We start from the raw sequence: 25794 nt of genomic DNA, 5'->3' as shown, positions 1-25794 counted from the left end.
GCTGGCCCATTGGAGTGCTCTCCCGAACCGAACGGCCCAACGGAGGCCCGGGAGAAAGACCGACGCGTACGGGCCGTGGCGAGGGGCGCCCGGCCGAGGTGCGACGCGATCCCCACGGTGATGGAATGGGACCATCGGTGTGCAGGATCCAGACTCCCGACCGCCACCGGCGAGGACGGCGAGCATGCATCGGACGGGTGCCCAGTTCCGGCTGACCTGTGGTCCGCAGACGGTCGTCGTCGTGGAGTTGGGCGCCGCCCTGCGCCACTACTCCGTCGCCGACCGCCCGGTCGTCGACGGTTTCGACGCCGACGACCGGATCGAGGGCGGACGCGGACAGCTCCTCGTGCCGTGGCCCAACCGGATCGGAGACGGACGGTACCGGTGGCAGGAGCAGGAACTGCAGCTGCCCCTCAACGAGACCGAACACGCCAACGCCATCCACGGTCTGCTGCGCTGGACGTCCTGGGAGGCGGTGGAGCAGGAGGAAGCCCGCGTCGTGCTGGCGGCCACGCTCTGGCCGCAGCCCGGCTACCCCTTCCACCTGGCGGCGCGGGCGGAGTACGCGCTCGACCGCCGCGGCATGACGGTCACGATCACGGCGCGGAACATCGGCGACACCCCGGCCCCGTACGGGGTCGGTCAGCACCCGTACCTCGCGGTGGGCCCCGGCACGGTCGACGAAATGCTGCTGACCGTTCCCGCCCGGACCTGGCTCCGCACCGACGACCGCGGCCTGCCCATCGCGTCCGAGCCGGTCGCGGGGACACCCAACGACTTCGGCGCGCCGCGGCCCATCGGCCCGCAGCGGCTGGACACGGCCTTCACGGACCTGCGGCGGGAGGCGGACGGGCGTGCCGTCGTACGTCTCGCCGAGCCCTCCGGTGCGTACGGCAGCGATCTGTGGCTCGGTGAGGGGGCGGACTTCGTGCAGGTGTACACCGGGGACACCCTGGCCGAGCCGCACCGGCGCCGGAGCGTCGCCGTGGAGCCCATGAGCTGCGGTCCCGACGCCTTCCGCCGCGACGGCGCGCGCGTGCGTCTCGAACCGGGGGGCCGGCACACGCTTCAGTGGGGGCTCACGCCCTGGCCGCTGTAGTGACCGGAGTGCTTCGCGGCGGGCCCACGGCAGGGCGCGCCACCGGATCCCTCACTCCGCGAGTTCGCGCGCGTCGAGCGGGAGCCGCCAGACGTTGCGCCGGTGGACGGCGTCGAGTTCGGCCTGGAGCGGGGAGGGCGGCACGGTCAGTACGGGGCAGGGCGCGTGCGCCAGGCAGTGGCGGGCCACCGAGGGCCGCAGCAGGCGGCGTACGGCCCCGCGCGCGCCCGTCCCCACGACCAGCAGGTCGTCGGGGCCGCTCACCGCATCGACGAGGGCCGCGCCGGCGGTGGCCCGTACGGCGTGGCCCGCGAGGGTCACGCCCGGGCCGGCCGGACCGAACGCGGTGTCGAGGGCGAGCCGCAGCCGCTCCACGGCCGCGGCCCTGACGGCCGCGAGCATCGGGACGGCGCCCGGGCCGCGGCTGCCGATGTCCCCGCCCGGAGCCTGCCAGGCCAGGACCACCCACAGCTCCGCGCCGCGCGCCCGGGCCTCGGCGGCGGCCCGGTGCAGGGCCGTCAGGCTGCCGGGGCTCCCGCTCACACCGACCACGACTCTGTGCCGCACCGTGTCCACCGTCCACCCCTCATCCGGTCCGTTGCCGGCTCCCATGCAAGCGCCGGGCGGGCGGACGAGGGGGATCCGCTGACGGCTTCCTGACGGGGAAGCCGCGAACCATGACGGGTCGCTGACGCGGCCTCGGCGTCGGGCGCCGCCGTCAGCCGGCGTGGACGTGGGGGCGGCGGTTCCGGTCGGGCTCGGCCTCGCGGATGACCTCGCGGGTGACGGGGGCGACCTCGCCCTGCCCGAAGAGGAAGAAGCGGAGGAAGTTGGCCATCGGGTTGCCCTCGGTCCACTCGAAGTAGATGTGCGGCCGCTGCCCGGTCTGGTCCCGTACGTGGAGCAGCAGCGCCGCGAGGGCGTTGGGGATGCTGGAGCTTTCCAGGGTCAGCACGCGGTAGCGGTCGTGGAGGACCTCGCCGCTCACGCGCATCCCCGATTCGAATTCGGAGGCGTCCAGGACGGTGACCTCGACGAACATGACGTCGTCGGCGGCCGGGATGTCGTTGTCCGCGCGGATCTGCCGGACCTTGTCGCGGTACTCGGCCTTGTCGCGGTTGTCCGGCTCGTTGGCGATGAACCGGATCGTCCGGTTGGCGGTGTCGCGGATGAACCGCTGCGCCATGTCGTCGAACTCCACGTGCGTGACGCGCAGCTCGAAGACGCGGGCGAGGCGGGAGAGGAGCGAGAGGGCCATGATGCCGGCGATGAAGCAGGCACCGATCTTCACGCCGTCGGGGCGCTCGGCGATGTTGACCGCGGTGGTGTAGACGAAGACCGCCGAGATCACGCCGAAGGCGATCGTCCAGCCGCGCTCCCCGGCCCGGCGGGCCGCGATGGTCACGGCGACGGCCGCCGAGGTGATCAGGACGAGGACACCGGTGGCGTACGCGCCGCCCTGGGCGTCGACGTCGGCGTCGAAGATCCAGGTGACCAGGAAGGCGATCAGGGTGAACACGATGACCATCGGGCGCAGGGCGCGGGCCCAGTGCGGGGCCATGCCGTAACGGGGCAGGTAGCGCGGCATCAGGTTGAGCAGGCCGGCCATGGCGGAGGAGCCCGCGAACCACAGGATGAGGATGGTCGAGATGTCGTAGACGGTGCCGAAGGCGGAGCCGAGGTACTCGTGGGCCAGGTACGCGAGGGCGCGGCCGTTGGCTTCGCCGCCGGGCTGGAAGGCGTCGGCGGGGATGAGGAGGGTGGTGACGAAGCTGCTGGTGATCAGGAAGACGCTCATGATCACGGCGGCGGTGGTCAGCAGCTTCTTCGTGCCCCGGATCCGGCCCGCGGGCTTCTCGTCGGTGTCGTCGGAGTGGCCCTGGACGTGCGGCATGACCGCGACGCCGGTCTCGAACCCGGACAGGCCCAGTGCCAGCTTGGGGAAGACGACGAGGGCGATGGCGATCATCATGAACACGTTGCCGTGTTCGGTGATCAGCGCCTGCTTCCAGTCGGTGATGACGTGCGGCTCGCTGGCGACCTGCCACAGGCCGACCCCGATGACGACGACGTTGAGCGCGAGGTACGAGAAGACCAGGACCACGGCCACCCCGATGGCCTCGCTGAACCCCTTGAGGAACACACCGCCCAGCAGGGCGATCAGGATCAGGGTGATCAGTACCTGGTGGCCGTTGAGGGTGCTGGTCAGATGCGGGTTCTCCACCAGGTGCGCGGTCGCGTCGGCCGCCGACAGGGTGATCGTGATGAGGAAGTCGGTCGCCGCGAAGCCCAGCAGGGTCAGGACGAACAGCTTGCCCTTCCAGAACGACAGCAGCCGTTCCAGCATCGCGATGGACCCCTCGCCGTGCGGGCTCTCCTCCGCGACGCGGCGGTAGACCGGCAGGGCGCCCAGCAGGGTCAGCACCACCAGCACGATCGTCGCCAGCGGCGACAGCAGGCCGGCCGCGAGCGCCGCGATGCCCGGCTGGTAGCCGAGGGTGGAGAAGTAGTCGAGGCCGGTCAGGCACATCACGCGCCACCACGGCCGCCCGTGGTCGGCGGCCGCGGCCGTTCCGCTCCCGTCGGGCGTCTCCTGCGACCCCTGACCCGACCGGTGTCTCGTCTGGTCGGTCAGGCCTTCCAGGAGCCATGCCCTCAGGCGGCTCGGCTGGGTGGGGGTGGCCATCGCGGGTGCTCCTTCGTACGGCTTGGATCCGGCCATCGGTGCGACGGCTGGGCAAGCGTACGGAACTCGATCATTCGTGCACGCGCGCGTTCTCATGCTGACGGGCCCCTGACGCCGGCGCGCGGGGGACTGCTCCGGTTGGACGGAACCGCGCACTGCGCCCGGAACCCGCCTCCCACCTGCGCAGACGCACCGTGGCGCGGCCTCGGGCCGGGGATCGTCGAAGGCCGTGGCCCCGGCCCGTCTTGACGGCTCCTTAACGCCTCTCTAGCGATACCTTGACGGCCTCTTTCCGGGGGAGCGGGCGCCCGCGGGCCGCAAATCGATCGAATGTTCGAGTGGCGCGATATGATGGACCCGTGCGAACGATCCCCGGCCTCCAGGGCTCCCTCTTCGACCAGGGCGACGAGATCCGCCTCGGCCCGCTCCCGGGGCTGCGCCGCACCGCGCTCGGCGCCGGGGCCTGGGTCGACCACCTGCCCGGCTGGCTCTCGGGCGCCGACACGCTGTTCGAGCGGCTGGCCGAGGACGTGCCGTGGCGGGCCGAGCGCCGCCGGATGTACGAGCGCGACGTGGACGTACCCCGCCTGCTCGCCTTCTACGACGAGGACGAGCCGCTGCCGCACCCGGTGCTCACCGAGGCGCGCACCACGCTGACCTGGCACTACGCCGCCGAGCTGGGCGAGCCCTTCACCACGGCCGGGCTCTGCCTCTACCGCGACGGCCGTGACAGCGTCGCCTGGCACGGGGACCGCATCGGCCGCTCCGCCACCGAGGACACGATGGTCGCGATCCTCTCGGTCGGCGACCCCCGCGATCTCGTCCTGCGCCGCCGGGAGGGCGGCACCACCCTGCTGCGCCTGCCCCTGGGCCATGGTGACCTCGTCGTGATGGGAGGCTCCTGCCAGCGCACGATGGAGCACGCCATCCCCAAATCCACCCGCGCCGTGGGCCCCCGCATCAGCATCCAGTACCGCCCCCGCGGCGTCCGCTGAGGCGGGGCCCGGCGCGCTCCGCCCGCCGCCGCGCCCGATCAGTACCCGTAGACGCTCAGTTCCGTGATGGACGCGAAGACGTGTTCCCAGACCGCGGCGCCGGGCTCTTCGGGGTCGCCGGACCCCAGGACGCCCGGCTCCAGCTTCCCCACCTCGGCGAGGAAGGAGCCGTGGCCGTCCTCCCCCGGATACGGGTCCCAGCACGCCCCCATGAACCGGCGCACGGCCTCCAGGAGGCGTACGAACGTCTCCGTGTCCCGCGCGAAGGGGAACGGGCCCTCGCCCTCGCGGACCAGTGACACCGCGCCCGTCTCCGGGTGGAGGACCACGTGGCCCTCGTCGGCGTAGCCCAGCTCGAACGTCCCCAGGTGCAGCAGGCCGCCGAAGCCGGCGCCGGATTCCGGCTCCCCGGGTCCCTCCTCCGGCCCCTCCTCGGTCCAGGCCGGCTCGAACGAGGTCACGCCCGCCGCCCAGTGGCGCGGCAGGCCCACCGTGCTGATCAGCTCCCGGGTCGGGAGGTGGGTCAGTTCCGCGGGCAGCAGCTCGTCCGGGACGCGGACCGTGCGGCCGGCGCCGAACACCGCCTCCAGGCGGGCCGCGTCCAGCGGGGTCTCGCCCGGCTCCGGGCCCGCGAACCACGCAGTGCCCGCGCCCTCGTCCCAGGAGGAGGTGTCGGCGCCACCGCCGGGCCAGTCGGCCGCGGCCGCCGCCTCGTTGCGCTCCACCACCACGATCCCGCGGGCCTCGGTGAGCAGGAAGCGGCCGCCGCCGAGGGGTGTGGGCTCCTCCCAGGTGCCGGGGCAGCGCAGGCTCCAGGCGTCCTCGTCCGGGTCGAAGAGGAACGGCTCCTCCTCCTCGGGCTCCGCGGTGCGCAGCGCGAACTCCCCGGCGGCGGGCGCCGGGCGCGGCTCGCCGGTCGCCAGGTCGAACCAGCGCTCCTCGGTCCACAGCGACCAGACCTTCAGCAGGCTCCGCCCGTCCGGCCCGTCGAGGACGTCGGCCGAGGCGTCCCCGCTGAGGTTCGGCTCGGCACGGAAGGCCCCGACCGGCCGCCACCAGGCCCAGACGGTCCGCCAGGGCATGCCCGGCTCGGCCGCGGCCACCTGCTCCGCGTACGCGTCGTGCCCCAGCACCTTCGCGGCGAAGTGCAGCCACGAGCCGAACTCCGCCCGCGAGACCTCCGCATGCCCGAAGACGGCCTCGGCCTGGGTGAAGACCTCGCGGCCGACCGCGCCGCCGGCCCCGGGGGCGGGCCACTCGCGTATGCGGCCGGCTCCGGCCTCCAACAGGGCGGCGGGGGAGGAGAACAGGGCGTCAAGATCTTCGCGAGGCATGCCGACCATGGTGCCGCAGGCCACTGACAGTCCCGGTTCCAGGGGCGGTTGGGACGCGGGCGCCCGACGTTACGCGGGGTCCGGCTCCTTTGCCGCGGTGGTCTTCGCGGCCGCCGTCGTGCCCGGCCGCACCGCCGCGGCCGCCGCGTGCAGGGAGCGCAGCGCCAGCAGCAGCACGCCGATGTCGTCGAGGTACACCGGGTCCGGGATCAGGTCCACCGGCGAGACCGTGTAGATCACCGCGACCCAGAACAGCGCCTTGTCGCGCAGCGGGATCCCCGCGTCGAGCAGCAGCCGCCGCGCGGCGAAGACCCGTACGAGGAGCACGCCGGCGGCGATCGCCAGCCCGAGGGCCACGACCGCGGCGATCGTCAACCAGACCGTTGCGTCCATGTCACCCCTATACCCCGTTCGGGCCCGTCATCCGCACCGCTCCAGGCTGTCCGCCGTGCTCGCGCAGCCGCCGGCCGACCTCGCCCAGCCCGTCCGCCAGTGCTTCGAGCTGCTCGGGCGTGAGCACGTCGATCAGCGCCTCCCGGACCATCGCGACATGCCCCGGCGCGGCCTCCTCCAGGCGGGCCCGGCCGGCCTCCGTGAGGACGGCGAAGACCCCGCGGACGTCGGAGGGGCAGCTGCGGCGGCGGACCAGGCCCGCCTTCTCCAGCTGGGTGACCTGGTAGGTCAGCCCGCTTTTCGAATTGATCAGGCCATTGGCCAGTTCCGTCATCCGCAGCTCGCCGTCCGGGGCCGCGGAGAGGCGCACGAGTACCTCGTACTGCGGGTGCGAGAGGCCGGAGTCGTCCTTGAGCTGCTGGTCGAGACGGCGGTTCACCAGTGCGGACGCGGCCAGGAAGCCGCTCCAGGCGCGCATCTCGCGCTCGTCGAGCCATCTCGTTTCAGCCATGCGCCCAGCCTACACGGGTTGTTCCAATTTGAATCACTCGTTATGGTCGGGGCTGGCGGTTCGAATTTGAACAACCCTGCTCCACCGCAACTCCGTCCCCGCCCGAACCGCCCGACCGGAAGGATCCCCCCCCATGACCAGCCCCTCCGTCACCGCGACGAAGCCGCAGGCCGCAGCCGTACCGGCCGTCCCGCTCGCCCTCTCCACCCCCGCCCACGACGCCGGCCTGCTGCTCCTGCGCGTCGTCCTCGGACTCACCATGGCCGGCCACGGCGCCCAGAAGCTCTTCGGCTGGTTCGGCGGCGGCGGCATCAGCGGCACCGGCCAGTTCTTCACCGCCAGCGGCTACCCCGCGGGCGACGCCATGGCCGTCGTCGCCGGCCTGACCGAGACCCTCGGAGGCCTCGGCCTCGCCCTCGGACTGCTCACCCCGCTCGCCGGAGCCGCCGTCGTCGGCACCATGATCAACGCGATCGCCGTCCACGGCGCCGGCGCGTTCTTCGCCCCGAAGGGCATCGAGTACGAGCTCCTCCTGACCGTGGCCGCCGCCGCGGTGGCCCTGACCGGCCCCGGCAAGTACGCCGCCGACCGCTTCCTGCCCGTCCTGCGAGGCCACCGCCTGGCCCACGGCCTCCTGGCCGTCGCCCTCGCCGTGGTCATCGCGGGCGCGCTGCTCCTCGTACGCAGCTGACGACGCTCGGCCGTAGTGCGCCGGAGGGTGCCCGGGTCCCGGACTGATTGGGCCCGGGCATTCGGGGGAACAGCGCACAAATGACACAACCCATCGAAGACTACGCACTCATCGGCGACCTCATGACCAGCGGGCTCGTCGGCCGCGACGGGTCCCTCGACTGGCTGTGCCTGCCGCGCTTCGACTCGCCCGCCTGCTTCGCGGCGCTCCTCGGCGACAAGGAGAACGGCCACTGGCGCATCTCGCCCGCCGGGGCCCCCGATGACGAGCAGTGCACCCGCCGCGCCTACATCGACGGCACGCTGGTCCTGGAGTCGTACTGGGACACCCCGGAGGGCGGCTCGTTCAAGGTCGTCGACTTCATGCCGCAGCGCGACAACGCCCCTGACGTGATCCGCATCGTCGAGGGCCTGACCGGCGAGGTCACCGTACGCAGCGTCCTGCGCCTGCGGTTCGACTACGGGCACGTCGTCCCCTGGGTCCGGCGCGCCGACGGCGAGCGGGTCGCCGTCGCCGGACCCGACTCCGCGTGGTTCCGCAGCGAACCGGCCGTGCCCACCTGGGGCGAGGCCAACAGCACCTGCTCGGAGTTCAGCCTCTCCGCCGGCGAGCGGGCCGCCTTCGTCCTCACCTGGCACCCCTCGCACGAGCCGCGCCCCGAGCCCTGCGACCCGTACGAGGCGCTGGAGCAGAGCCGCGTCGACTGGCGGGACTGGTCCGCGCAGTGCACCTACGAGGGCCCCTACAAGGAGGCCGTGACCCGCTCCCTGATCACCCTCAAGGCCCTCACGTACGCCCCGACCGGCGGCATCGCGGCCGCAGCCACCACCTCCCTGCCCGAGGAGATCGGCGGCGTCCGCAACTGGGACTACCGCTACTGCTGGCTGCGCGACTCCACCCTGACCCTCGGCTCCCTCCTGGAGACCGGCTTCCTGGACGAGGCCCGCGCCTGGCGCGAATGGCTGCTGCGCGCGATCGCCGGAGACCCCGCCGACCTCCAGATCATGTACGGGATCGGCGGCGAGCGCCGGATCCCCGAATCCGACCTGCCGTGGCTGCGCGGCTACGCCTCCTCCGCCCCCGTCCGGGTCGGCAACGCGGCCGTGGACCAGCTCCAGCTCGACGTGTACGGGGAGGTCCTCGACTCGCTCTACCTGGCCAGGGCCAACGGGCTGCCCGCGGAGCGGCACGCCTGGCGGATCCAGCTCGCGCTCCTCGACTTCCTGGAGCGCAACTGGCGGCGGCCGGACGAGGGCCTGTGGGAGGTGCGCGGTCCGCGCCGTCACTTCGTGCACTCCAAGGTGATGGCCTGGGTCGCCGCGGACCGGGCCGTGCGCACCATGGAGAGCGATCCCTCGCTGCTGGGCGACATCGAGCGGTGGCGGACCATGCGGGACGAGGTCCACCGGGACGTGATCGAGAACGGCTTCGACCCGGTGCGCGGCACCTTCACGCAGTACTACGGCTCCCGTGAACTGGACGCGGCCACCCTGCTCATCCCGCGGGTCGGATTCCTGCCGCCCGACGATCCGCGCGTGATCGGCACGGTCGACGCGGTGCGGGTGGAGCTCGGCAGCAGCGGCCTGGTCCGCCGCTACAGCACCGAGGGCCCTTCGGTGGACGGGCTGCCCGGCGACGAAGGGGCCTTCCTGGCCTGCTCGTTCTGGCTGGCCGACGCGCTGCACACCACCGGGCGGGAGAAGGAGGCCCGGGAGCTGTTCGAGCGGCTGCTGGCCGTGCGCAACGACGTGGGACTGCTCGCCGAGGAGTACGACCCGGTGGCCGGCCGCCAGCTCGGCAACTTCCCGCAGGCGTTCAGCCACGTCGGCCTGGTGAACACGGCCATCACCCTGGGCCGGACGCCCGCCCCGCCCACGGCCTGACGGCCCGCGGCGGGGCACCGGGGATCTAAGGGGACGGTGGCGCGGCCGGGTTCATCAGGCGGCGCAGGAGCCGGGTGAGAGGCTGCTCCAGCAGGCGCTGGAGCAGCCAGGCGATCAGTGTGACGCCGGCGATCACCCCGAGCAGGGCGGGCCACGGGCCCCACTGCTCGTTCCAGCGCCAGATGACCCGGACGCCCAGTGACTGGTGGACGAGGTAGAGGGGGTAGGAGATCCCGCCCGCGACCGGCAGCCAGCGCCACTGGATCCAGTCCAGCTTCCCGAGCGCGATCAGGCCCATCAGCACGTACATGACGGTGATCGCGGCGAGACAGACCTTCCAGTCGATGCCGTGCCCCTCGCCCTCCATGATCGCCGGGAGACGGTGCTGCATCAGCAGCCAGGACAGCGCCAGGATGCCCAGGGTCTCGCCCTCGATCCGGCCGGCCCTGCGGACCAGGTAGAAGGCGATGCCTGCGATGAAGAACGGCGCCCACCGGGGCACCAGCAGCTGGTCGAGCAGCGGTATGCCCGATGCGGGTGCCAGGACCGAGCCCAGCGCCCAGACCCAGCAGAAGGTCGCGACGCGGCGGTAGCCGGTACCCAGCAGGACCACGAGCGAGAAGATCAGGTAGAAGCGCAGCTCGATCCAGAGAGTCCAGTAGACGTTGTCCACACTGTTCACGCCGAGGGGCTCGTGCAACATCGTGAGGTTGGTGAGCATCTGGCCGACGGTGACCCGCGGTTCGCCCGGAACGTGCGGGCCCAGGCGCGCGGCCGCCGAGGAGAGCAAGACCGCCACCCAGTAGAGGGGGAACAGCCGCAGGATCCGGCCCTGCCAGAACTTCTGGAGCGATTTGCCCCAGGCGGACATGCAGATGACGAACCCGCTGATCATGAAGAAGAAGACCACGCCCAGCCAGCCGAACTCGGCGACCTTGTGCAGCGTGGGAAACAGCTCGACCGCCGTCCGCTGCCAGGGAATCGTCCCCGACCCGGCGAGGTAGTGGAACAGCACGACCGACAGCGCCGCGATCAGCCGCAGACCGTCCAGCACGGCGATCCGAGGCGCCCGCGCGGCCCCGGCCCCACCGCTCCTCGACCACACCCGCCGACCGCTTCGGCCGGGGTCGGGGGCTGTCTGCGGCGCCTCGGCGGGCTCCGGGACATGGTCCCCGGTGAGGACGAGCCTGTCGGACATGACACCTCTGCACATCATGGGGTGTCGGCGACACCGATACGATTGGGGGGGGGTATGGAACCCCGCGATGTTACCGGTGTCCCGTTCCACCACGGGCACCCGGGCCCGCGCCCCGACGCGGCTCCGGCTGCGGCGTCGCGGGGGTGGCTGCCCTGCGGTGGTGCAGGAGGGCGGCGGTCGCGGCGTCGGCCGGGAGGAAGGCCTCCAGGTGCAGCTCGGCCAGCGTGACGTCGACGGCCGTGGCGAACGACGTCAGCGTCGTCAGGAGCCGCAGCTCGCCCCCGGCCGTCCGCAGCCGCAGCGGCACCGCGAAGCCCAGGTGGTCCGGGCCCGGCGGCGGAGCCGCGGGCAGGTATCCGGCCAACTCGTCGATGAGGGAGTCGAGTTCCGGGTCCGGATGGGCCGTGGCCCGGGCTCGCAGGCCCTCCGTGATGTGCCGGCCCCACGCCGCCAGGTTCGCCACGCGCGGAGCCATGCCCTCGGGGTGCAGCGCGAGCCGCAGCACGTTCACCGGGGGCGCGAGCAGATGCGCGGCCGCGCCCTCGGTCAGCACCTCGAACGCGGCGTTCGCGAGGACCAGTTCACCGCGCGGACCGGCGACCACCGCCGGGTACGGCAGATGCCCGGTGAGGATGGACCGCAGGGCCTCCATCGCCGGCCCGACGGCGGGGGACTCCGGAGCTGATTCCGCGTACGCCGGCGCGTAACCGGCGCTCAGCAGCATCGAGTTGCGCTCCCGCAGGGTCAGCCCGAGGGACTCGGAGAGCCGGACCACCATCGCCCGCCCCGGCACCGAGCGGCCGCTCTCGATGAAGCTGAGGTGCCGCTGGGTGGTCCCGGCCAGGGTGGCCAGTTCCAGCTGGCTCATCCGGCGCAGTGCCCGCCGTCGGCGGACCTCGCGGGCGAACGGGGTGGGCGCGGTGGCGGTGGTGGTGGCCATGTGCCCTTTCTAGCCGCAGCCGGCCGGACCCGGCGATTCCCCGGAGGGAATTGCCGGGCCCGTCCCCGGCCCCGGAAGCTCGAACGCGTAACGACTCACCCCCACGGCACCGGAGGACGCAATGCGCTCGTACCACCTGGAAGCGTTCGGCGGCATCGAGGGAATCGTGCTGCGCGACTCCGGCGGACCCCGGCCGCGGCCCGCCGGCCCCACCGGCATCGTGGTCGCCGTCCGGGCCGCCTCCCTCAACAGACGGGACCTGCTCATCCTCGACCGGCTCTACCCGCTGCCCGCCGTGCCCGGTGTGGTCCCGCTCAGCGACGGCGCCGGCGAGGTGGTCGCCGTCGGGGAGGCGGTGACCCGGTTCGCGGTGGGCGACCGCGTGTCCTGCGCGTACTTCCCGCGCTGGCGCACCGGCCGGATCACCCCGGACGCCCTCGACCAGCCCGGCTGCACCCTCGACGGGATGCTCGCGGAGTACGCCGTACTCGACGAGCAGTGGGCGGTCCGCGTCCCGGACCACCTGACCTGGGAGGAGGCGGCCACGCTGCCCTGCGCCGGGGTCACCGCCTGGCACGCGCTGACCGGCGGCGAGCCGCTGCTGCCCGGTCAGACCGTACTGACGCTCGGGACGGGCCCGGTCGCCCTGTTCGCCGTGCAGTTCGCGAAACTGCTGGGCTGCCGGGTGGTGTCGACCACCTCCAGCGCCGCCAAGGCGGACCGCCTCAAGGCGCTCGGCGCCGACGAGGTCGTCGACTACCGGCGCACCCCCGACTGGGGCCGGGCGGTACGGGAGCTCACCGGCGGCCTCGGCGCCGACCTCGTCGTGGAGACCGGCGGCCCCGAGACCATCGAGCAGTCGGTGCGGGCGAGCGCCCTGTACGGACAGATCGCCCTGCTGATCACCGCGAGCGCCGCCAGGTCCGGGATCGAGATCTCGCACGCGGCGTACGCGTCGAGCCTGGCCACGATCCGCCGGGTATTCGTCGGCAGCCGCACGCAGTTCGAGGACATGAACCGGGCCGTGGCCGCGCACGGGCTGCGCCCGGTCATCGACCGCGTGCACCGCTTCGAGGAGGCGCACACGGCCTACCGCGAGTACGCGGCGGACGCACCCTTCGGCAAGGTCGTCATCACGATGGACGGGGCCGACGGGAAGTGAACCCGTACGGCCCCGTCGGGGGAGCGCGGATCAGACGGCGGCGGGCTCGTCGTCCTCCGGGACGCTGACCAGCCAGCGGGTGTCCTGCCGCGGCCGCAGGTACAGCGCCCAGTACAGCGTGGCCACGGCCACGATCCCGCCGGTCCACAGCAGGTACTGGGTCTCCTGCTGCGTCAGGATGTACGCGAGTACGACGATCAGCACGATCGGCACGGCCGGCCACAGCGGCATCCGCCAGGCGGCCACCTCGCGGTGCGCGCCGCGCCGGGCGAACAGCGCGGCCACCGCGACCAGCAGGTACATGCCGGTCACCGAGACGCCGGTGACCCCGTACAGGGTGTCGAGGTTGACGAAGCACAGCGCCGCTCCGGGGACGCCCACGAGGAGCGTGGCGACCCACGGGGAGCCGAAGCGGCCGAGCTTGGACAGCGCGTGGTTGACCGGCTCGGGCCACGCCTTGTCGCGGGCCGAGGCGAACAGCACACGGGAGTTCTGGATCACCATCACGATGCCGGCGTTGATGATGGCGAGGGCGACACAGAGGCTGACGAAGGTGCCGACGGCGGAGTTGGACCAGGCGGTGACCATGCCGCCGAGGTCGCCCTCGGTCAGCGCGGAGAGGTCGGGGGCGCCGACGGTGATGGCGATGACCGGGATCAGGATGACGGCCGTGGAGATGGCGAGGGTGGCGAGCACCGTACGGGCCACGTTGCGCCGCGGGTTCTCCAGCTCCTCCGACAGGTAGACGGCGGTCGAGAAGCCCTGGGTGATGAACAGGGCGATGGCGAGACCGGAGACCACCATCATCGCGGTCACCGTGGACGTACCGCCGCCCTCGGCCGCGACCGTGCCGTGCACCAGCGCGTCGGCGCCGCGCTCGCTGTGCGCGAAGCCCAGTACGGCGACCAGCGCGGCGGCGATGACCTCGAGCACCAGGAAGATGCCGGTGATCCAGGCGTTGGCCCGCAGGTCGAGGAGGCCGGCGAGGGTGGCGAGCAGCATCACGCCGCCGCCCGCGACCGGGGCCGGTATGTGCACGATCGGCGCGAGGTAGTCGGCCGTGCCCATGGCGATCACGGGCGGCACGATCATCACGACCAGGAGGGAGAGGACGAACACCAGCCAGCCGGCCAGTCGGCCCGCCATGGTCGACACCATCGCGTACTCGCCGCCGGCGCTGGGGATCAGGGTGCCGAGCTCGGAGTAGCAGAACGCGACGCCGATGCAGAGCAGCGAACCGATGGCGATCGTGAGGGCGGTCCACGTGCCGAGACTGGAGAACAGGTCGGGCACGACGACGAACAGGGTCGAAGCGGGCGTCACGCACGAGAGCGTCAGCAGTGTGCCGCCGACGACGCCGATGGAACGCTTGAGCTTCTGGGGGACGGGCCCGGTGGCGGGGGCGAGGGCCTGAGGGGCACTGATCGTTTCAGACATCGGTGCGGGGTTCCGATCGGCTGGTGTGGTGAACTGAGGTGCGGGAGCGGTATCGCCTCCGAGGCGGTGGTGAGCAGAGTGGTTCGGTGGCTCCCGGGCCGTCATCGAATCCCTGCGGGATCCGCAGGTCAATAGCGGTTCCCCTGCGGATTCCGTCGCCCTGTACCGCTGCGCCCGGCCGACGGCAGCGTTAAGACCGCGTAAACGCTGCACGGAGTGCGGGTGCGGGAACCGCAGCGGAGGGCGGGCAAATTTTCTTCCGCTTTGCCGACATGTGCCCCGGGCGACACCACCTGACCACGGAGTGGGCACCTGTGGGGCGTGTCAGGTCTTCGGAGCGGCTCGCCGGCCGCCCGTACGCGAGGCCAGCAGGAGGGCGATGTCGTCCGGCCGGTCCGAGGAGTCCCCGGCCCCGCCGATCAGCCGGTCGGCCGTCTCGGTCAGCGGCGAGGGCCGGGCCGCGGCCAGCGCCGCCCGCAGCCGCTCCACGCCGACGTCGATGTCCTCCCCCGCCTCCTCCACCAGCCCGTCCGTGTACAGGGCGAGCACCGATCCCGGCGCCAGCCGCAGGTCCGTCACCGGGTACGTGGCGCCGGGGTCGATGCCGAGCACCACCCCGCCCCGCAGGTCCAGCACCTCGGCCCGCCCGTCCGCGTGCCGCAGCAGGGGCTGCGGGTGCCCGGCCCGGACGGCCCGCGCCCGGCCCGACTCCGGGTCGAGCAGCACGTAGCAGCAGCTGGCGAACTGGCCGGGGTCGAGGCCGATCAGCAGCCGGTTGGTGCCCGCCATCACCTGCTCCGGCGGACTGCCCCCGAGCGTGAAGGCCCTTACTGCGCTCCGCAGTTGGCCCATCGTCGCGGCGGCCGCCACCCCGTGGCCCTGCACGTCCCCGATGACCAGCGCCAGCAGGCCCTCGCCCGTCTCGACCACGTCGTACCAGTCGCCGCCCACGTCCATGCCCTGGGTGCCCGGCAGATACCGGCCCACCGTCTCCACGTTCTCGCGCACCGGCAGCCGGTGCGGCAGCAGCGCCGCCTGCAGTTCACGGGCCAGCGCCGCCTCGGTGTCGTAGCGCTGCGCCCGCTCCAGGGCCTGCGCGATCAGCCCGGCCAGCGCGGTCAGCACCGCACGCTCCTCCGGGCTGAAGCCGCGCGGCGCGTCGAAGCCGAGGATGCAGGAGCCCACCGGCCGCCCCGAGGCGATCAGCGGCAGGAAGGCGCGGGCCCCGATGTGGGCGTCCAGCGGGATCCCCGGATAGGCGCTGGCCAGGTACTCCATCGACTCGAAGAACATCGGCCGGCCCGTGGTCAGCGTCTCCACGCCCGGCAGCCGCACGTCCAGCGCCACCCCGTCGAACCGGTCCAGGAAGCCCTGCGGGAAGCCGGTCTCCCAGGCCAGGTGCAGATGCCGCTCGTTGAGCAGGTAGATCGCCAGCTGGCGGCCGCCGAAGGCGGGCAGCAGCTCCTGGGTGACCACCGCCGACACCTGGCGGGCCGTGACCGCCTCCGTCAGCGCGATGGCCAGGGACACCGGCCGGTACAGCGCCGAGGCCCGGTCGGCCGGCGAACCCAGGCCCGCGCCCGGGCGGACCACCGACCCCGGCTCCGGCGCGTAGCCGGGCGGCTCGGCCGCGTCGATCGTCACGGTCACCCCGTCCACGCTCGGATACAGATCCACGACCACCCATCCCGAATCCTGCTGCCTGCCCAGCCGGGCCGGGAAGCGCACCGGCTCCCCGGACATGAACACCCCGCGGAAGTGGTCCTCGTACGCGGGCTGCCCCAGCCACGGCACGGCCTCCCAGAGCAACCGCCCGCGCAGCTCCGGTCCCCCCCAGGCCCAGCAGGCCGGCGGCGGCGTGGTTGACGTAGCGGATCCTGGCCTCGCGGTCCACGGAGAGCACGGCAAGGGTGAGCCGCTCCACGGCCTCACGGGCGCCCTGCGCGGTGTCCGGCGGCGGTACGCCCACGGGATCGCCCGTCCAGAGCACCGGCTCCCCGGCCGGGGCGAGCGCGGCGAGCCCCTCCGCCAGCCCGTCCGCGGCGGTACGCAGCCGCTCCCGGTCGGCGGCGCCGACCGGGGCCCCGGGGGTGGCGGGGCGCAGGACGAACAGCACCCCGAACCGCTGCCCCCCGGTCATGACGGGCTCGTACAGCGATCCGAAGGGGAACGGCAGCCCGGCCATCAGCTGCGGGAAGCGCCGCATGGCCGCCTCCGCGTCGGGCAGGTGCACCGACTGTCCGGAGCGGTATGCCTCGGCGACCGGGTACGGGCGGTTCACGTGCATCCGCCACCACGGACGGAACAGCCGCCCGGGCAGTCCGGTCATCACGGCCAGCAGCAGCGGGCCCTCGGCTCCGGAGCGCAGGTAGACGCCGCCCGCAAACCCGCCGACGGCCTGCACCGCATCGACGCAGGTCCGCGCGAGCACCCTGACCGTGGCGTCGGTGGCGGGGCCGCTGTCCGGTCTCGCCGTCACACAGTCAGCATGCGCCCCCGACGCCGGACGCTGCATCCCGGCGCCGGTAGCCGGCCACCACCGCGAGCGCCGCCAGCAGCAGCACCGCGGCGACCGTGCGCAGCGCGGCCCCCATCGCGTCCGTGAAGGCGCCGATCTGCGCCGGATCGTGCGGGTCGCCGTGGAAACGGGAGGCCAGCACCGTGCCGACCACCGCCACCCCCAGCGCGGCGCCGATCTCCCGGGCCGCGGTGTTCAGCCCGGAGCCGAGCCCTGCTTGGTGCGCGGGCAGCTCGGCGACCACGGTCAGGGTCAGCGAGGGCGCGCACAGGCCCGTCCCGACCGACAGCACGAGCAGGTAGCAGGCGTACAGGGCGTACGGGGTGCCCGCGTCGGCGGTGGAGACCAGCAGCAGCCCGGCCCCGATCAGGCCCAGCCCGGCGCCGACCGGCAGCCGCGGCCCCGTCCGCTCGGCCAGCCGGGCGCCCAGCTTCGGCACGACCGCCATGCCGATGGTCAGCGGGACGATCGCCAGGCCGGCGCGGGCGGGCGAGAAGCCCTTCGCGTACTGGAGGTACTGGGCGTTGACGAAGAAGAGGGAGAAGAGCCCGAAGAAGGCGGCGCCGATGCCGAGCGCCCCGGCGCGCAGCCTGGGCGAGGCGAAGATCCGCGGGTCCAGCAGCGGGTGAGCGGCGCGCAGCGCGTGGCCGGTGAAGGCCGCGAGCAGCCCGGCGCCGGTCCCGAAGGCGATCAGCACCGCCGCCGAGGTCCAGCCGTACGAGGGCCCCTCGATGATCCCGTAGACGACCGCGAGCAGCGCCCCGGCGAGCAGCAGCGCGCCGGACGGGTCGACGGAGGCGTCGGCCCGGGCCGGGGTGCGGGGGACCGTACGGGCCACGCCGAGCGCGAGCAGCGCGCCGAGCGGGACGACCGCCCAGAACAGGGCCCGCCAGGTCAGGTACTCCCCGGCCAGACCGCCCCCCACGTTGCCCGCCAGGCCCCCGAGGCCGGCGGACAGCGTCCACGTCGCCAGCGCCTGGCCGCGGCGCTCGGGAGGGCTCAGGTGGATCAGTACGGACATGGTGGCGGGCATGATCAGGGCCGCACCGGCCCCGCACAGCCCGCGCCCGGCGATGAGCACCGCCGGGGCCGCGGCGAGCGCGCTGACCGCGCCGCCCGCGGCGAACAGCCCGAGACCGGCCAGCAGGGCGCCCTTGCGGCCGTACCGGTCGCCGAGTGCGCCGGCCGGGATGAGCAGGGCGGCGAAGACGATGACGTAGGCGTCGACCGCCCACACCAGCTGGCCGGGGGTCGGGTGCAGGGCGGAGGCGGCGAGCTGCGGGATCAGCAGGTTGACGGCGGCGACCATGGCCTGGGCGACGAGTACGCAGGCGCACAGGACGAGCAGCACGGGCCGGGTGAGAGCGCCGGACGCCGGGGCGGACGGGACGGCGTCGGGATCTCGGGCATCCCGCTTGAGGGCATGGCGGAGCACGGCTCCTCCTCGGAGTCGGTGACGGTGAAGTGGTGTGGCGTGGTGTGGGGGAGGGGAGCGCGGTCGGCTTCATCCCCCGTTCCTCACCGTAGGGTTGGGACGACCTGCTTTCCAGTGCAAGTTCTGCAAGGGATGAATGCGTGTGACGCAATCCGGCCTGGACCTCAATCTCCTCGTCGCCCTCGACGTCCTCCTGGAGGAGTCGAGCGTGTCCCGCGCGGCGGCCCGCCTGCACCTCTCCGAGCCCGCCATGAGCCGCACCCTCGGCCGGATCCGCAAGGCCCTCGGCGACCCCGTGCTCGTCCGCGCCGGGCGGACCATGGTCCCGACCCCGCACGCCCTCGCCGTCCACGGCGAGGTCCGGGCCGTCGTGGAGCGGGCCCGGGCCCTGTTCCTGAGCGGCGGGCAGGTCGACCTGCCCACCCTCACCCGCACCTTCACCGTGCTGGCCCACGACGCCTTCGCCGCCACCTTCGGGGCCACGCTCTTCTCGCGCGTGGCCCGGGAGGCGCCCGGCGTACGGCTGCGCTTCCTGTCGGAGAGCCACGTGGACACCCCTGCGCTGCGCGAGGGCGTCGCCGACCTCGAACTCGGCGTCGTGGACAGCGGATCCCCCGAGGTGCGCGTCGAGCGCCTCTTCGACGAGCACATGGTGGGCGTGGCCCGGGCCGGCCACCCGCTGCTGCGGGGCCGGATGACCGCGCGCCGGTTCGCGGCCGCCGAGCACCTCATCGTCTCCCGGCGCGGCCGGCTGGAGGGCCCCGTGGACACGGCCCTCGCCCGCCAGGGCCTGTCCCGACGGGTGGTGGGCACCGTCGGCTCCTACCCCGCCTCCCTGTTCATCCTGCGCGAGAGCGATCTCGTCGGCCTGATCGCCTCCCAGGCCGTACCGCTCGCCGCCGAGCTCGGGCTGGAGGCCTTCGAGGTGCCGCTCGACCTGCCGACGCTGCCCTTCGGCCTCGCCTGGCACCCGCGCCACGACGCCGACCCGGCCCACGCCTGGCTGCGAGGCCGCGCCCGCGAACTGCTCCCCGCGGTCGCCGGGCACCCCGTACGCCGTACGCACTGACCCGAACGCCTCCCCCGTCCGGGGGACGGGCCGCCGCACCTGGACCCGGCGCGCGCGCTCCGGGGCACCATACGCACGCGTCCCACCCCGCCACGGAAGGCAGAGCATGCGGTTCCAGTACGACAGCATCGGCGATCGTTTCGTGGAGTCGAAGACCACGGCGGCCTTCTCGGCGGCCGACACCCACACCCTGCTCGGGGCGCTCGACGCGCTCGGCGGTGTGCGTGGACTCGACACCCTCGACCTGGCCTGCGGATACGGCTACAACACGCGGCTGCTGGCCCGCGGCGGGGCCCGGCGGGCCGTGGGCGTGGACATCTCGGAGGAGATGATCCGGCTGGCCCGCGCGCACGGGGTGATCGGCGGGGACGGGGTGGGCGCGCTGGAGGCCGCGGTGGGTGCGGTACGTCCGGCGGGCGGGGCGGCGCCGGGGGCGGCGGCCGAAGACACCGGGACGGCTCCCGCCGGGGCCGCGCCGACCGGGGCTGCGCCGACGGAAGCCGCATCGGTCGAAGCGGCATCGGTCGAAGCGGCATCCATCGAAGCGGCATCCATCGAATACCTGGTGGCAGACGCGGCCAGGCTGCCGCGGATGGGCCCTTTCGACCTGGCCACCGCCGTGTACCTGTTCAACCACGCCGCCGACCGGTCCTCACTGCACGCCATGTTCCGCTCGATCCGCGCCAACCTGCGCGACGGCGGCCGGCTGCTGGCCATCGTGCCGAACGCCGGCGCCTTCCCGCACGTCGACTGGTCGCCGTACGGGGTCCGGATCGTCGACCGCGTCCAGGAAGGCGACGCGCCCCTGCTGAAGGCGCAGTTCCTGACCCAGCCGCCGGCCGACTTCGAGTTCCGCGAGTGGGCGCACGCCGACTTCGCCGAGGCCGCCGTCGAGGCGGGCTTCTCCACGGTCGGCTGGCAGCCGAGCCGGACCCCTCCCGCCGACGGCGCGCGCGACGAGGCGTACTGGACCGCCTACCGCGCCTGGCCGGTCAGCTCGCTGATGACCTGCACCGCATGACGGCCCGCACCCCGGCCCGACGGCTCGTCGTCACTCGTCGGCGGCGGACCTGATCAGCGCCACGATCCGGTCCCGGGCCGCGCGCCCCTCCGGCACCGGCAGCAGCGGGTACCCGTGCGGCAGCCCGGGCTCCTCGTGGAACTCCACCTCGACCCCGTGCGCACGGGCCCGGCGCAGCAGCTCCCTGCTGTCGGTGGTCAGCACGTCGTGGGTGCCGGTGAACACCGTCATCGGCGCCAGCCCCGCGAAGGAGCCGTGCAGGGGGCTCACCCGCGGGTCGTCCGTGGCCAGGGTGCCCGCGTACAGCCGGCCCGCCTCCAGCAGCCCCGGCCGGGCCTGGAAGGGGTCGGCGGCCTCGATCGCCGCCTGGTCGGGGTGGCTCATGGTCAGGTCCAGCCAGGGCGAGATCAGTACGATCCGCGAGGGCTGGTCCCCCGTACGGTCGCGCAGGCGCTGGGCGGCGGCCAGTGCCAGGCCGGCTCCCGCAGCGTCCCCGACGAGCACCGTGCCGCCCGCTCCGCCGCTCGCGATGAGCCCGCTGAGCAGGTCCGCGGCCACCGGAACCGTCCGGTCGGCGGTCCCGCGCGGGGCCAGAATGTACGCCGGTACGACGACGCGGGCCCGCGCCTGCGTGACCAGGGTCCGGATCATCGACCAGTGCGGCCGGACCAGCTCGTCGATGTACCCGCCGCCGTGCATGTACAGCACCTGGGCCGTGGGCTCGATCCCGCGCGGCGAGGCGTCGTACACCGGCCAGGCACCGACGAAGGTGCGGGAGATGTCGGCGACCCGGCCCAGCGAGCGTGGCGGCAGGTGCGACGCCGGCCGGCGGGCCGTCTCCGCGACCCGTGCGCGCACCGCCTCGGCACTCGCGAACCGTCTTCGCCGCCCCGCCGCGATCAGCGCGACCGACAGCGCTCTGCTGCGCAGACTCGGCACGCCCCTCACCTCCCCATTCCCTGCCCCGGCCGCGGGCCCCTGCCCAGGCCACAGCCCTTCACGGGAGGAGCATAGGCGTGAAGCTGGGCTGTCGACCCGCTTAAGAAATCCTCGATGGACTGATCACCTCCGCGCTCGGCAGATTGGTGCCTGTCGATACGTCGCACCCGCACCAGTGGTTGCAACGTTCCCTCCGCATGCCTGGAGCCACTCCCATGAAGGCACTCGTCAAGCACAAGGCCGAGCCCGGGCTGTGGCTCATGGACGTCCCCGAGCCCGAGTACGGCGCAGGCGACGTGCTGATCAAGGTGCTGCGCACCGGCATCTGCGGCACGGACCTGCACATCCGTTCCTGGGACGGCTGGGCGCAGGGCGCGGTCAAGACCCCTCTGGTGCTGGGCCACGAGTTCGTGGGCGAGGTCGCCGCGATCGGCGCCGGCGTCCGGGACATCGAGATCGGCGCGCTGGTCAGCGGCGAGGGCCACCTGGTGTGCGGCAAGTGCCGCAACTGCCTGGCCGGGCGCCGCCACCTGTGCCGCAGCACGGTCGGCCTCGGCGTCGGGCGTGACGGCGCCTTCGCCGAGTACGTCGTCCTGCCCGCGCAGAACGTGTGGGTGCACCGGACCGCCGTGGACCTGGACGTGGCGGCCATCTTCGACCCGTTCGGCAACGCCGTGCACACGGCGCTGTCCTTCCCGCTGGTCGGCGAGGACGTACTGATCACGGGCGCGGGCCCGATCGGGATCATGGCGGCGGCCGTGGCCAAGCACGCAGGTGCGCGCAACGTCGTCATCACCGACGTCAGCCCCGAGCGCCTGGAGATCGCCCGCAAGGCCGGTGCCACGCTCGCGCTCGACGTCTCGAAGGCGACGATCGCCGACGCGCAGGCGCAGCTGGGCCTGCGTGAGGGCTTCGACATCGGCCTGGAGATGTCCGGCCGCGCCGAGGCGATGCGCGACATGATCGACAACATGACACACGGCGGCCGGATCGCCATGCTGGGCCTGCCCGCGCAGGAGTTCCCGGTGGACTGGGCGAAGGTCGTCACCTCGATGATCACGATCAAGGGCATCTACGGCCGCGAGATGTTCGAGACCTGGTACGCGATGACGGTGCTGCTGGAGGGCGGGCTCGACCTCAGCCCGGTCATCACCGGCCGCTACTCGCACCGGGACTTCGAGGCCGCGTTCGACGAGGCGGCCACCGCCCGCAGTGGCAAGATCATCCTGGACTGGACGGCGTAACGGCCCCCGGTCCCGGGCGAGGAGGGCGTGAGCGCCCTCCTCGCCCGAGGGCCTGTGCGCCTCCGTCCCACCGAACCATCTCCCTCCGGCCGGGCCCCGCCCACCCTCCCCCCTCCGCGGGGCCCGGCCCCCTTCGTCCGCCGCACTAGGAGAAGCCGAAGCCCATGTTCGAGTCCGTACGCGAAGACCTCCGCACCACCCTCGACGAGATCCGCGCCGCGGGCCTGCACAAGCCCGAGCGCGTGATCGGCACCCCGCAGAACGCGGCCGTCGCCGTCACCGCGGGCGGCGCCCCCGGCGAGGTCCTCAACTTCTGCGCCAACAACTACCTGGGGCTGGCCGACCACCCCGAGGTGGTCGCCGCGGCGAAGGACGCGCTGGACCGCTGGGGCTACGGCATGGCCTCGGTCCGCTTCATCTGCGGCACGCAGGAGGTGCACAAGGAACTCGAGGCCCGGCTGTCCTCGTTCCTCGGCCAGGAGGACACGATCCTCTACTCCTCCTGCTTCGACGCCAACGGCGGCGTCTTCGAGACCCTCCTGGGCGCCGAGGACGCGGTGATCTCCGACGCCCTCAACCACGCCTCGATCATCGACGGCATCCGCCTCTCCAAGGCCCGCCGCTTCCGGTACGCCAACCGTGACATGGCCGAGCTCGAAGCCCGCCTGAAGGAGGCGACCGAGGGCGGCGCGCGCCGCAAGCTGATCGTCACCGACGGCGTCTTCTCCATGGACGGGTACGTCGCCCCGCTCGCCGAGATCTGCGACCTGGCCGAGCGCTACGACGCCATGGTCATGGTCGACGACTCGCACGCGGTGGGCTTCGTCGGCCCCGGCGGCCGCGGCACGCCGGAGCTGCACGGGGTCATGGACCGTGTCGACATCATCACCGGCACCCTCGGCAAGGCGCTCGGCGGGGCCTCCGGCGGCTACGTCGCGGCCCGCGCCGAGATCGTCGCACTGCTGCGCCAGCGCTCGCGCCCGTACCTCTTCTCGAACTCCCTGGCCCCGGTCATCGCGGCCGCGTCCCTGAAGGTCCTGGACCTGCTGGAGTCGGCGGGCGACCTGCGCGAGCGGCTCGCCGCCAACACCGCGCTCTTCCGCGCGAAGATGACCGAGGCCGGCTTCGAGATCCTCCCCGGCGACCACGCGATCGCCCCGGTGATGATCGGCGACGCGGCGGAGGCGGCCAAGATGGCGGAACTGCTGCTGGAGCGCGGCGTGTACGTGATCGGCTTCTCCTACCCCGTGGTCCCCATGGGCGCGGCCCGCATCCGCGTCCAGCTCTCGGCGGCCCACTCGACGGCGGACGTGGAACGCGCGGTGGCCGCCTTCGCGGACGCGCGTACGGCCCTGGCGGCGACGCGGGCCTGAGGCTGCACGGGCGGGGGCGGCCCGGGCGGCCGGGCCGCCCTGCTCCACCTGCGAGAATGGTGGGGTGATCGACCCCCGCCGGCTGCGCATTCTGCGGGCCGTGGCGGACCACCGTACGGTGACCGCCGCGGCCGCAGCCCTGTACCTCACCCCCTCCGCCGTCTCCCAGCAGCTCGCGGCGCTCGAACAGGAGACCGGGCACGCGCTGCTGACCCGCAGCGGCCGCGGCGTACGGCTGACGGCGGCCGGCGAGATCCTGCTCGGGCACGCCCACGAGGTCCTCGCCCAGCTGGAGCGCGCCGAAGCCGAGCTCGCGGCCTACGCGGGAGGCGCGGCGGGCGAGGTGACGGTGGCTGCCTTCGCGACCGGCATCGCCGAGGTCCTCGCCCCCGCGATCGGCCGCCTGGCCCGCGAGCACCCGGGCATCCGCCTGCGCGTACGGGACGCGGAAGGCGACCAGAGCCTGCCGCTGCTGCTCGACGGCGAGGCCGACCTGGCGCTGGCGGTGGAGTACCGCGGCGCCCCGGGCGCCGACGACGGCCGTCTGTCGGTGCTCCCGCTGTACGCGGAGCCCTTCGATGCGGTGCTCCCCTCGGGACACCCCCTGGCCGATCTTCCCGAGGTCCCGCTGGCTGACCTCTCCGGCGCGGACTGGGTGGGCCAGTACCCCGGGAACCCGTGCCACGACGTGACCCTGCTCGCCTGCGAACTGGCGGGCTTCCAGCCCCGGTTCGTGCACTCCTCGGACGATTTCCGCGCCGTGACGGCCCTGGTGGGCGCCGGGGCGGGGGTGGCGCTGGTCCCGCGCTCGGCGCTGCGCGGCATGGACCTCAAGGAGGTCCAGGTCCGCCCGGTTTCGGGATCGACGCCCACCCGGAGGGTCTTCGCGGCGACCCGCCGGGGCGCGGAATCGCACCCCCTGATCGCCCCGATCCTGGCAGCCCTGTCGCAGGAGGCGGGACGCCTGCCGGCGCACTGAGGGGCGGTCGGGGCGGGGGCGGCCCTCACACCCTCCGCACCTCCACCCCCGCGGCCTCGAACTCCGCCGCCACCCGGTCCGGCAGGGCCGTGTCCGTCACCAGGACGTCCACCGACCGCGTCGGGCAGATGCGGGCGAAGGCGCGGACCGCGAGTTTGCTGGAGTCCGCCGCGATCACCACCCGGCGGGCCCGTTCGCACAGGAGGCGGTTCATCGCCGCCTCGTCCTCGTGGCGGGTCGCCGCGCCGTCCGCCGGGTCGAAGGCGTCCACGCCGACCACCGCCGTGTCCATCGTCAGCTGGCCCAGCACCTGCTGCGCCAGCGGGCCCGTCAGCTCGTACGACTGGGGGCGGGCGACCCCGCCCGTCAGGACGATCTTGAACTGCGGTCTGATGACGAGTTCGCCCGCGATGTTGAGCGCGTTGGTCACCACCGTCAGCGCCGGCGAGCCCGTCGCCAGGTCCGGGCGGCCGGCCAGCGCCCGGGCCACCTCCGTGGTCGTGGTGCCGCCCGTCAGGCCGATCACCTCGCCCGGGGCGATGAGCTCCGCCACCGCCTCGCTGATCCGGTGCTTCTCGGCGGCGCGGCGCGACGTGCGGTAGCGCAGCGGGAGTTCGTAACTGACGCCGTGCACCACCGCGCCGCCGCGCGTGCGGACCAGCAGCTGCTGTTCGGCCAGCTGGTCGAGGTCGCGGCGGATGGTCGCGGCGGACACGCCGAGGGCCTCCGCCGTCGGCTCCACCTCCAGCTCGCCCCGCTCCACCAGCCGGTCCAGCAGCGTCTGCCAGCGCTCCTTGCGGGTCATGGACCCCACGGTGATCGACCCCCTCGGGTGTGCTCCAACGGCCTACGCGTCGACATTAACTCAGGAGATCAACCCCCCTGGG

Annotated in this window: 21 protein-coding genes and 1 pseudogene; 10 read left to right on the top strand and 12 right to left on the bottom strand. The window is 73.4% G+C overall.

Annotated elements, in window-relative coordinates; translation table 11 throughout:
• Positions 1-184: 184 nt before the first annotated feature.
• Positions 185-1099 (top strand): aldose 1-epimerase family protein, encoded by a 915-nt coding sequence (locus ACFXGI_RS00570; RefSeq protein WP_384701112.1) that lies wholly within the window; start codon positions 185-187, stop codon positions 1097-1099.
• 51 nt (positions 1100-1150) lie between these two features.
• Here ACFXGI_RS00570 and ACFXGI_RS00565 read toward each other — a convergent pair whose 3' ends face one another.
• Positions 1151-1666 (bottom strand): universal stress protein, encoded by a 516-nt coding sequence (locus tag ACFXGI_RS00565; protein ID WP_384701109.1) that lies wholly within the window; start codon positions 1664-1666, stop codon positions 1151-1153.
• 151 nt (positions 1667-1817) lie between these two features.
• Positions 1818-3785 (bottom strand): amino acid transporter, encoded by a 1968-nt coding sequence (locus ACFXGI_RS00560; protein WP_384701107.1) that lies wholly within the window; start codon positions 3783-3785, stop codon positions 1818-1820.
• 359 nt (positions 3786-4144) lie between these two features.
• On the opposite strand from ACFXGI_RS00560, the gene ACFXGI_RS00555 reads away from it, so the two are divergent.
• Positions 4145-4780 carry an alpha-ketoglutarate-dependent dioxygenase AlkB gene (locus ACFXGI_RS00555; protein ID WP_384701104.1) on the top strand — a complete coding sequence of 212 codons (636 nt, stop codon included), beginning with the start codon at positions 4145-4147 and terminating at the stop codon, positions 4778-4780.
• A 38-nt stretch (positions 4781-4818) separates the two neighbouring features.
• On the opposite strand, the gene ACFXGI_RS00550 is transcribed toward ACFXGI_RS00555, so the two are convergent.
• The 3 genes from ACFXGI_RS00550 to ACFXGI_RS00540 all read right to left on the bottom strand — a co-directional run bounded on the left by ACFXGI_RS00550 (position 4819) and on the right by ACFXGI_RS00540 (position 7018).
• Positions 4819-6114, bottom strand: coding sequence for an SUKH-4 family immunity protein (locus ACFXGI_RS00550; protein WP_384701101.1), 1296 nt, complete (start codon positions 6112-6114; stop codon positions 4819-4821).
• Between the two features lie 69 nt (positions 6115-6183).
• Positions 6184-6507 (bottom strand): YkvA family protein, encoded by a 324-nt coding sequence (locus tag ACFXGI_RS00545; RefSeq protein ID WP_384701098.1) that lies wholly within the window; start codon positions 6505-6507, stop codon positions 6184-6186.
• 7 nt (positions 6508-6514) lie between these two features.
• Entirely contained in the window at positions 6515-7018 is a 504-nt protein-coding gene (locus ACFXGI_RS00540; protein WP_384701095.1) for a MarR family winged helix-turn-helix transcriptional regulator, read from the bottom strand.
• A 133-nt stretch (positions 7019-7151) separates the two neighbouring features.
• On the opposite strand from ACFXGI_RS00540, the gene ACFXGI_RS00535 reads away from it, so the two are divergent.
• Complete coding sequence (locus ACFXGI_RS00535) at positions 7152-7709, top strand: DoxX family membrane protein (RefSeq protein ID WP_229342710.1); 558 nt, start codon at positions 7152-7154, stop codon at positions 7707-7709.
• An 80-nt stretch (positions 7710-7789) separates the two neighbouring features.
• The gene (locus ACFXGI_RS00530) at positions 7790-9592 is read left to right on the top strand and encodes a glycoside hydrolase family 15 protein (RefSeq protein ID WP_384701091.1); all 1803 of its coding nucleotides are present in this window, start codon (positions 7790-7792) and stop codon (positions 9590-9592) included.
• 25 nt (positions 9593-9617) lie between these two features.
• Here the strand turns inward: ACFXGI_RS00530 and ACFXGI_RS00525 are convergent, their stop codons facing one another.
• Both ACFXGI_RS00525 and ACFXGI_RS00520 read right to left on the bottom strand, forming a co-directional pair.
• Entirely contained in the window at positions 9618-10790 is a 1173-nt protein-coding gene (locus tag ACFXGI_RS00525; protein ID WP_384701088.1) for an acyltransferase family protein, read from the bottom strand.
• Between the two features lie 70 nt (positions 10791-10860).
• Positions 10861-11730: a helix-turn-helix domain-containing protein gene (locus ACFXGI_RS00520; RefSeq protein ID WP_384701085.1), complete on the bottom strand. Its 870-nt coding sequence runs from the start codon at positions 11728-11730 to the stop codon at positions 10861-10863.
• A 121-nt stretch (positions 11731-11851) separates the two neighbouring features.
• On the opposite strand from ACFXGI_RS00520, the gene ACFXGI_RS00515 reads away from it, so the two are divergent.
• On the top strand, positions 11852-12892 hold the full coding sequence (locus tag ACFXGI_RS00515; protein WP_384701081.1) for an NAD(P)-dependent alcohol dehydrogenase: 1041 nt from the start codon (positions 11852-11854) through the stop codon (positions 12890-12892).
• 30 nt (positions 12893-12922) lie between these two features.
• Here ACFXGI_RS00515 and ACFXGI_RS00510 read toward each other — a convergent pair whose 3' ends face one another.
• From ACFXGI_RS00510 to ACFXGI_RS00500, 3 genes and pseudogenes are all read right to left on the bottom strand, one after another.
• Positions 12923-14329, bottom strand: a complete 1407-nt coding sequence (locus ACFXGI_RS00510; RefSeq protein WP_384701078.1) for an APC family permease — start codon at positions 14327-14329, stop codon at positions 12923-12925.
• A gap of 324 nt (positions 14330-14653) precedes the next feature.
• Positions 14654-16844, bottom strand: a pseudogene (locus ACFXGI_RS00505) (GAF domain-containing SpoIIE family protein phosphatase).
• Positions 16813-18282, bottom strand: coding sequence for an MFS transporter (locus tag ACFXGI_RS00500; protein ID WP_384701075.1), 1470 nt, complete (start codon positions 18280-18282; stop codon positions 16813-16815). Before ACFXGI_RS00500 ends, ACFXGI_RS00505 begins: the two are co-directional and overlap by 32 nt.
• Positions 18283-18418: 136 nt before the next feature.
• Between ACFXGI_RS00500 and ACFXGI_RS00495 the strand changes: the two genes are divergently transcribed.
• The gene (locus ACFXGI_RS00495) at positions 18419-19351 is read left to right on the top strand and encodes a LysR family transcriptional regulator (protein WP_384701071.1); all 933 of its coding nucleotides are present in this window, start codon (positions 18419-18421) and stop codon (positions 19349-19351) included.
• 106 nt (positions 19352-19457) lie between these two features.
• Positions 19458-20372, top strand: coding sequence for a class I SAM-dependent methyltransferase (locus ACFXGI_RS00490; protein WP_384701068.1), 915 nt, complete (start codon positions 19458-19460; stop codon positions 20370-20372).
• 30 nt (positions 20373-20402) lie between these two features.
• Here the strand turns inward: ACFXGI_RS00490 and ACFXGI_RS00485 are convergent, their stop codons facing one another.
• Complete coding sequence (locus ACFXGI_RS00485) at positions 20403-21311, bottom strand: alpha/beta hydrolase fold domain-containing protein (protein ID WP_384701065.1); 909 nt, start codon at positions 21309-21311, stop codon at positions 20403-20405.
• 215 nt (positions 21312-21526) lie between these two features.
• Between ACFXGI_RS00485 and tdh the strand changes: the two genes are divergently transcribed.
• From tdh to ACFXGI_RS00470, 3 genes are all read left to right on the top strand, one after another.
• The gene (gene tdh, locus ACFXGI_RS00480) at positions 21527-22555 is read left to right on the top strand and encodes an L-threonine 3-dehydrogenase (protein ID WP_384701061.1); all 1029 of its coding nucleotides are present in this window, start codon (positions 21527-21529) and stop codon (positions 22553-22555) included.
• Positions 22556-22719: 164 nt separating this feature from the next.
• Positions 22720-23928 (top strand): glycine C-acetyltransferase, encoded by a 1209-nt coding sequence (locus ACFXGI_RS00475; RefSeq protein WP_384701058.1) that lies wholly within the window; start codon positions 22720-22722, stop codon positions 23926-23928.
• 64 nt (positions 23929-23992) lie between these two features.
• Entirely contained in the window at positions 23993-24907 is a 915-nt protein-coding gene (locus ACFXGI_RS00470) for a LysR substrate-binding domain-containing protein (protein WP_384701056.1), read from the top strand.
• 25 nt (positions 24908-24932) lie between these two features.
• Here the strand turns inward: ACFXGI_RS00470 and ACFXGI_RS00465 are convergent, their stop codons facing one another.
• Complete coding sequence (locus ACFXGI_RS00465) at positions 24933-25712, bottom strand: DeoR/GlpR family DNA-binding transcription regulator (protein WP_384701053.1); 780 nt, start codon at positions 25710-25712, stop codon at positions 24933-24935.
• Positions 25713-25794: the final 82 nt, after the last annotated feature.

This window comes from Streptomyces sp. NPDC059355 (genome assembly GCF_042752335.1).
Lineage (GTDB): Bacteria > Actinomycetota > Actinomycetes > Streptomycetales > Streptomycetaceae > Streptomyces.
This window is presented reverse-complemented; position numbering and strand designations above follow the sequence as displayed.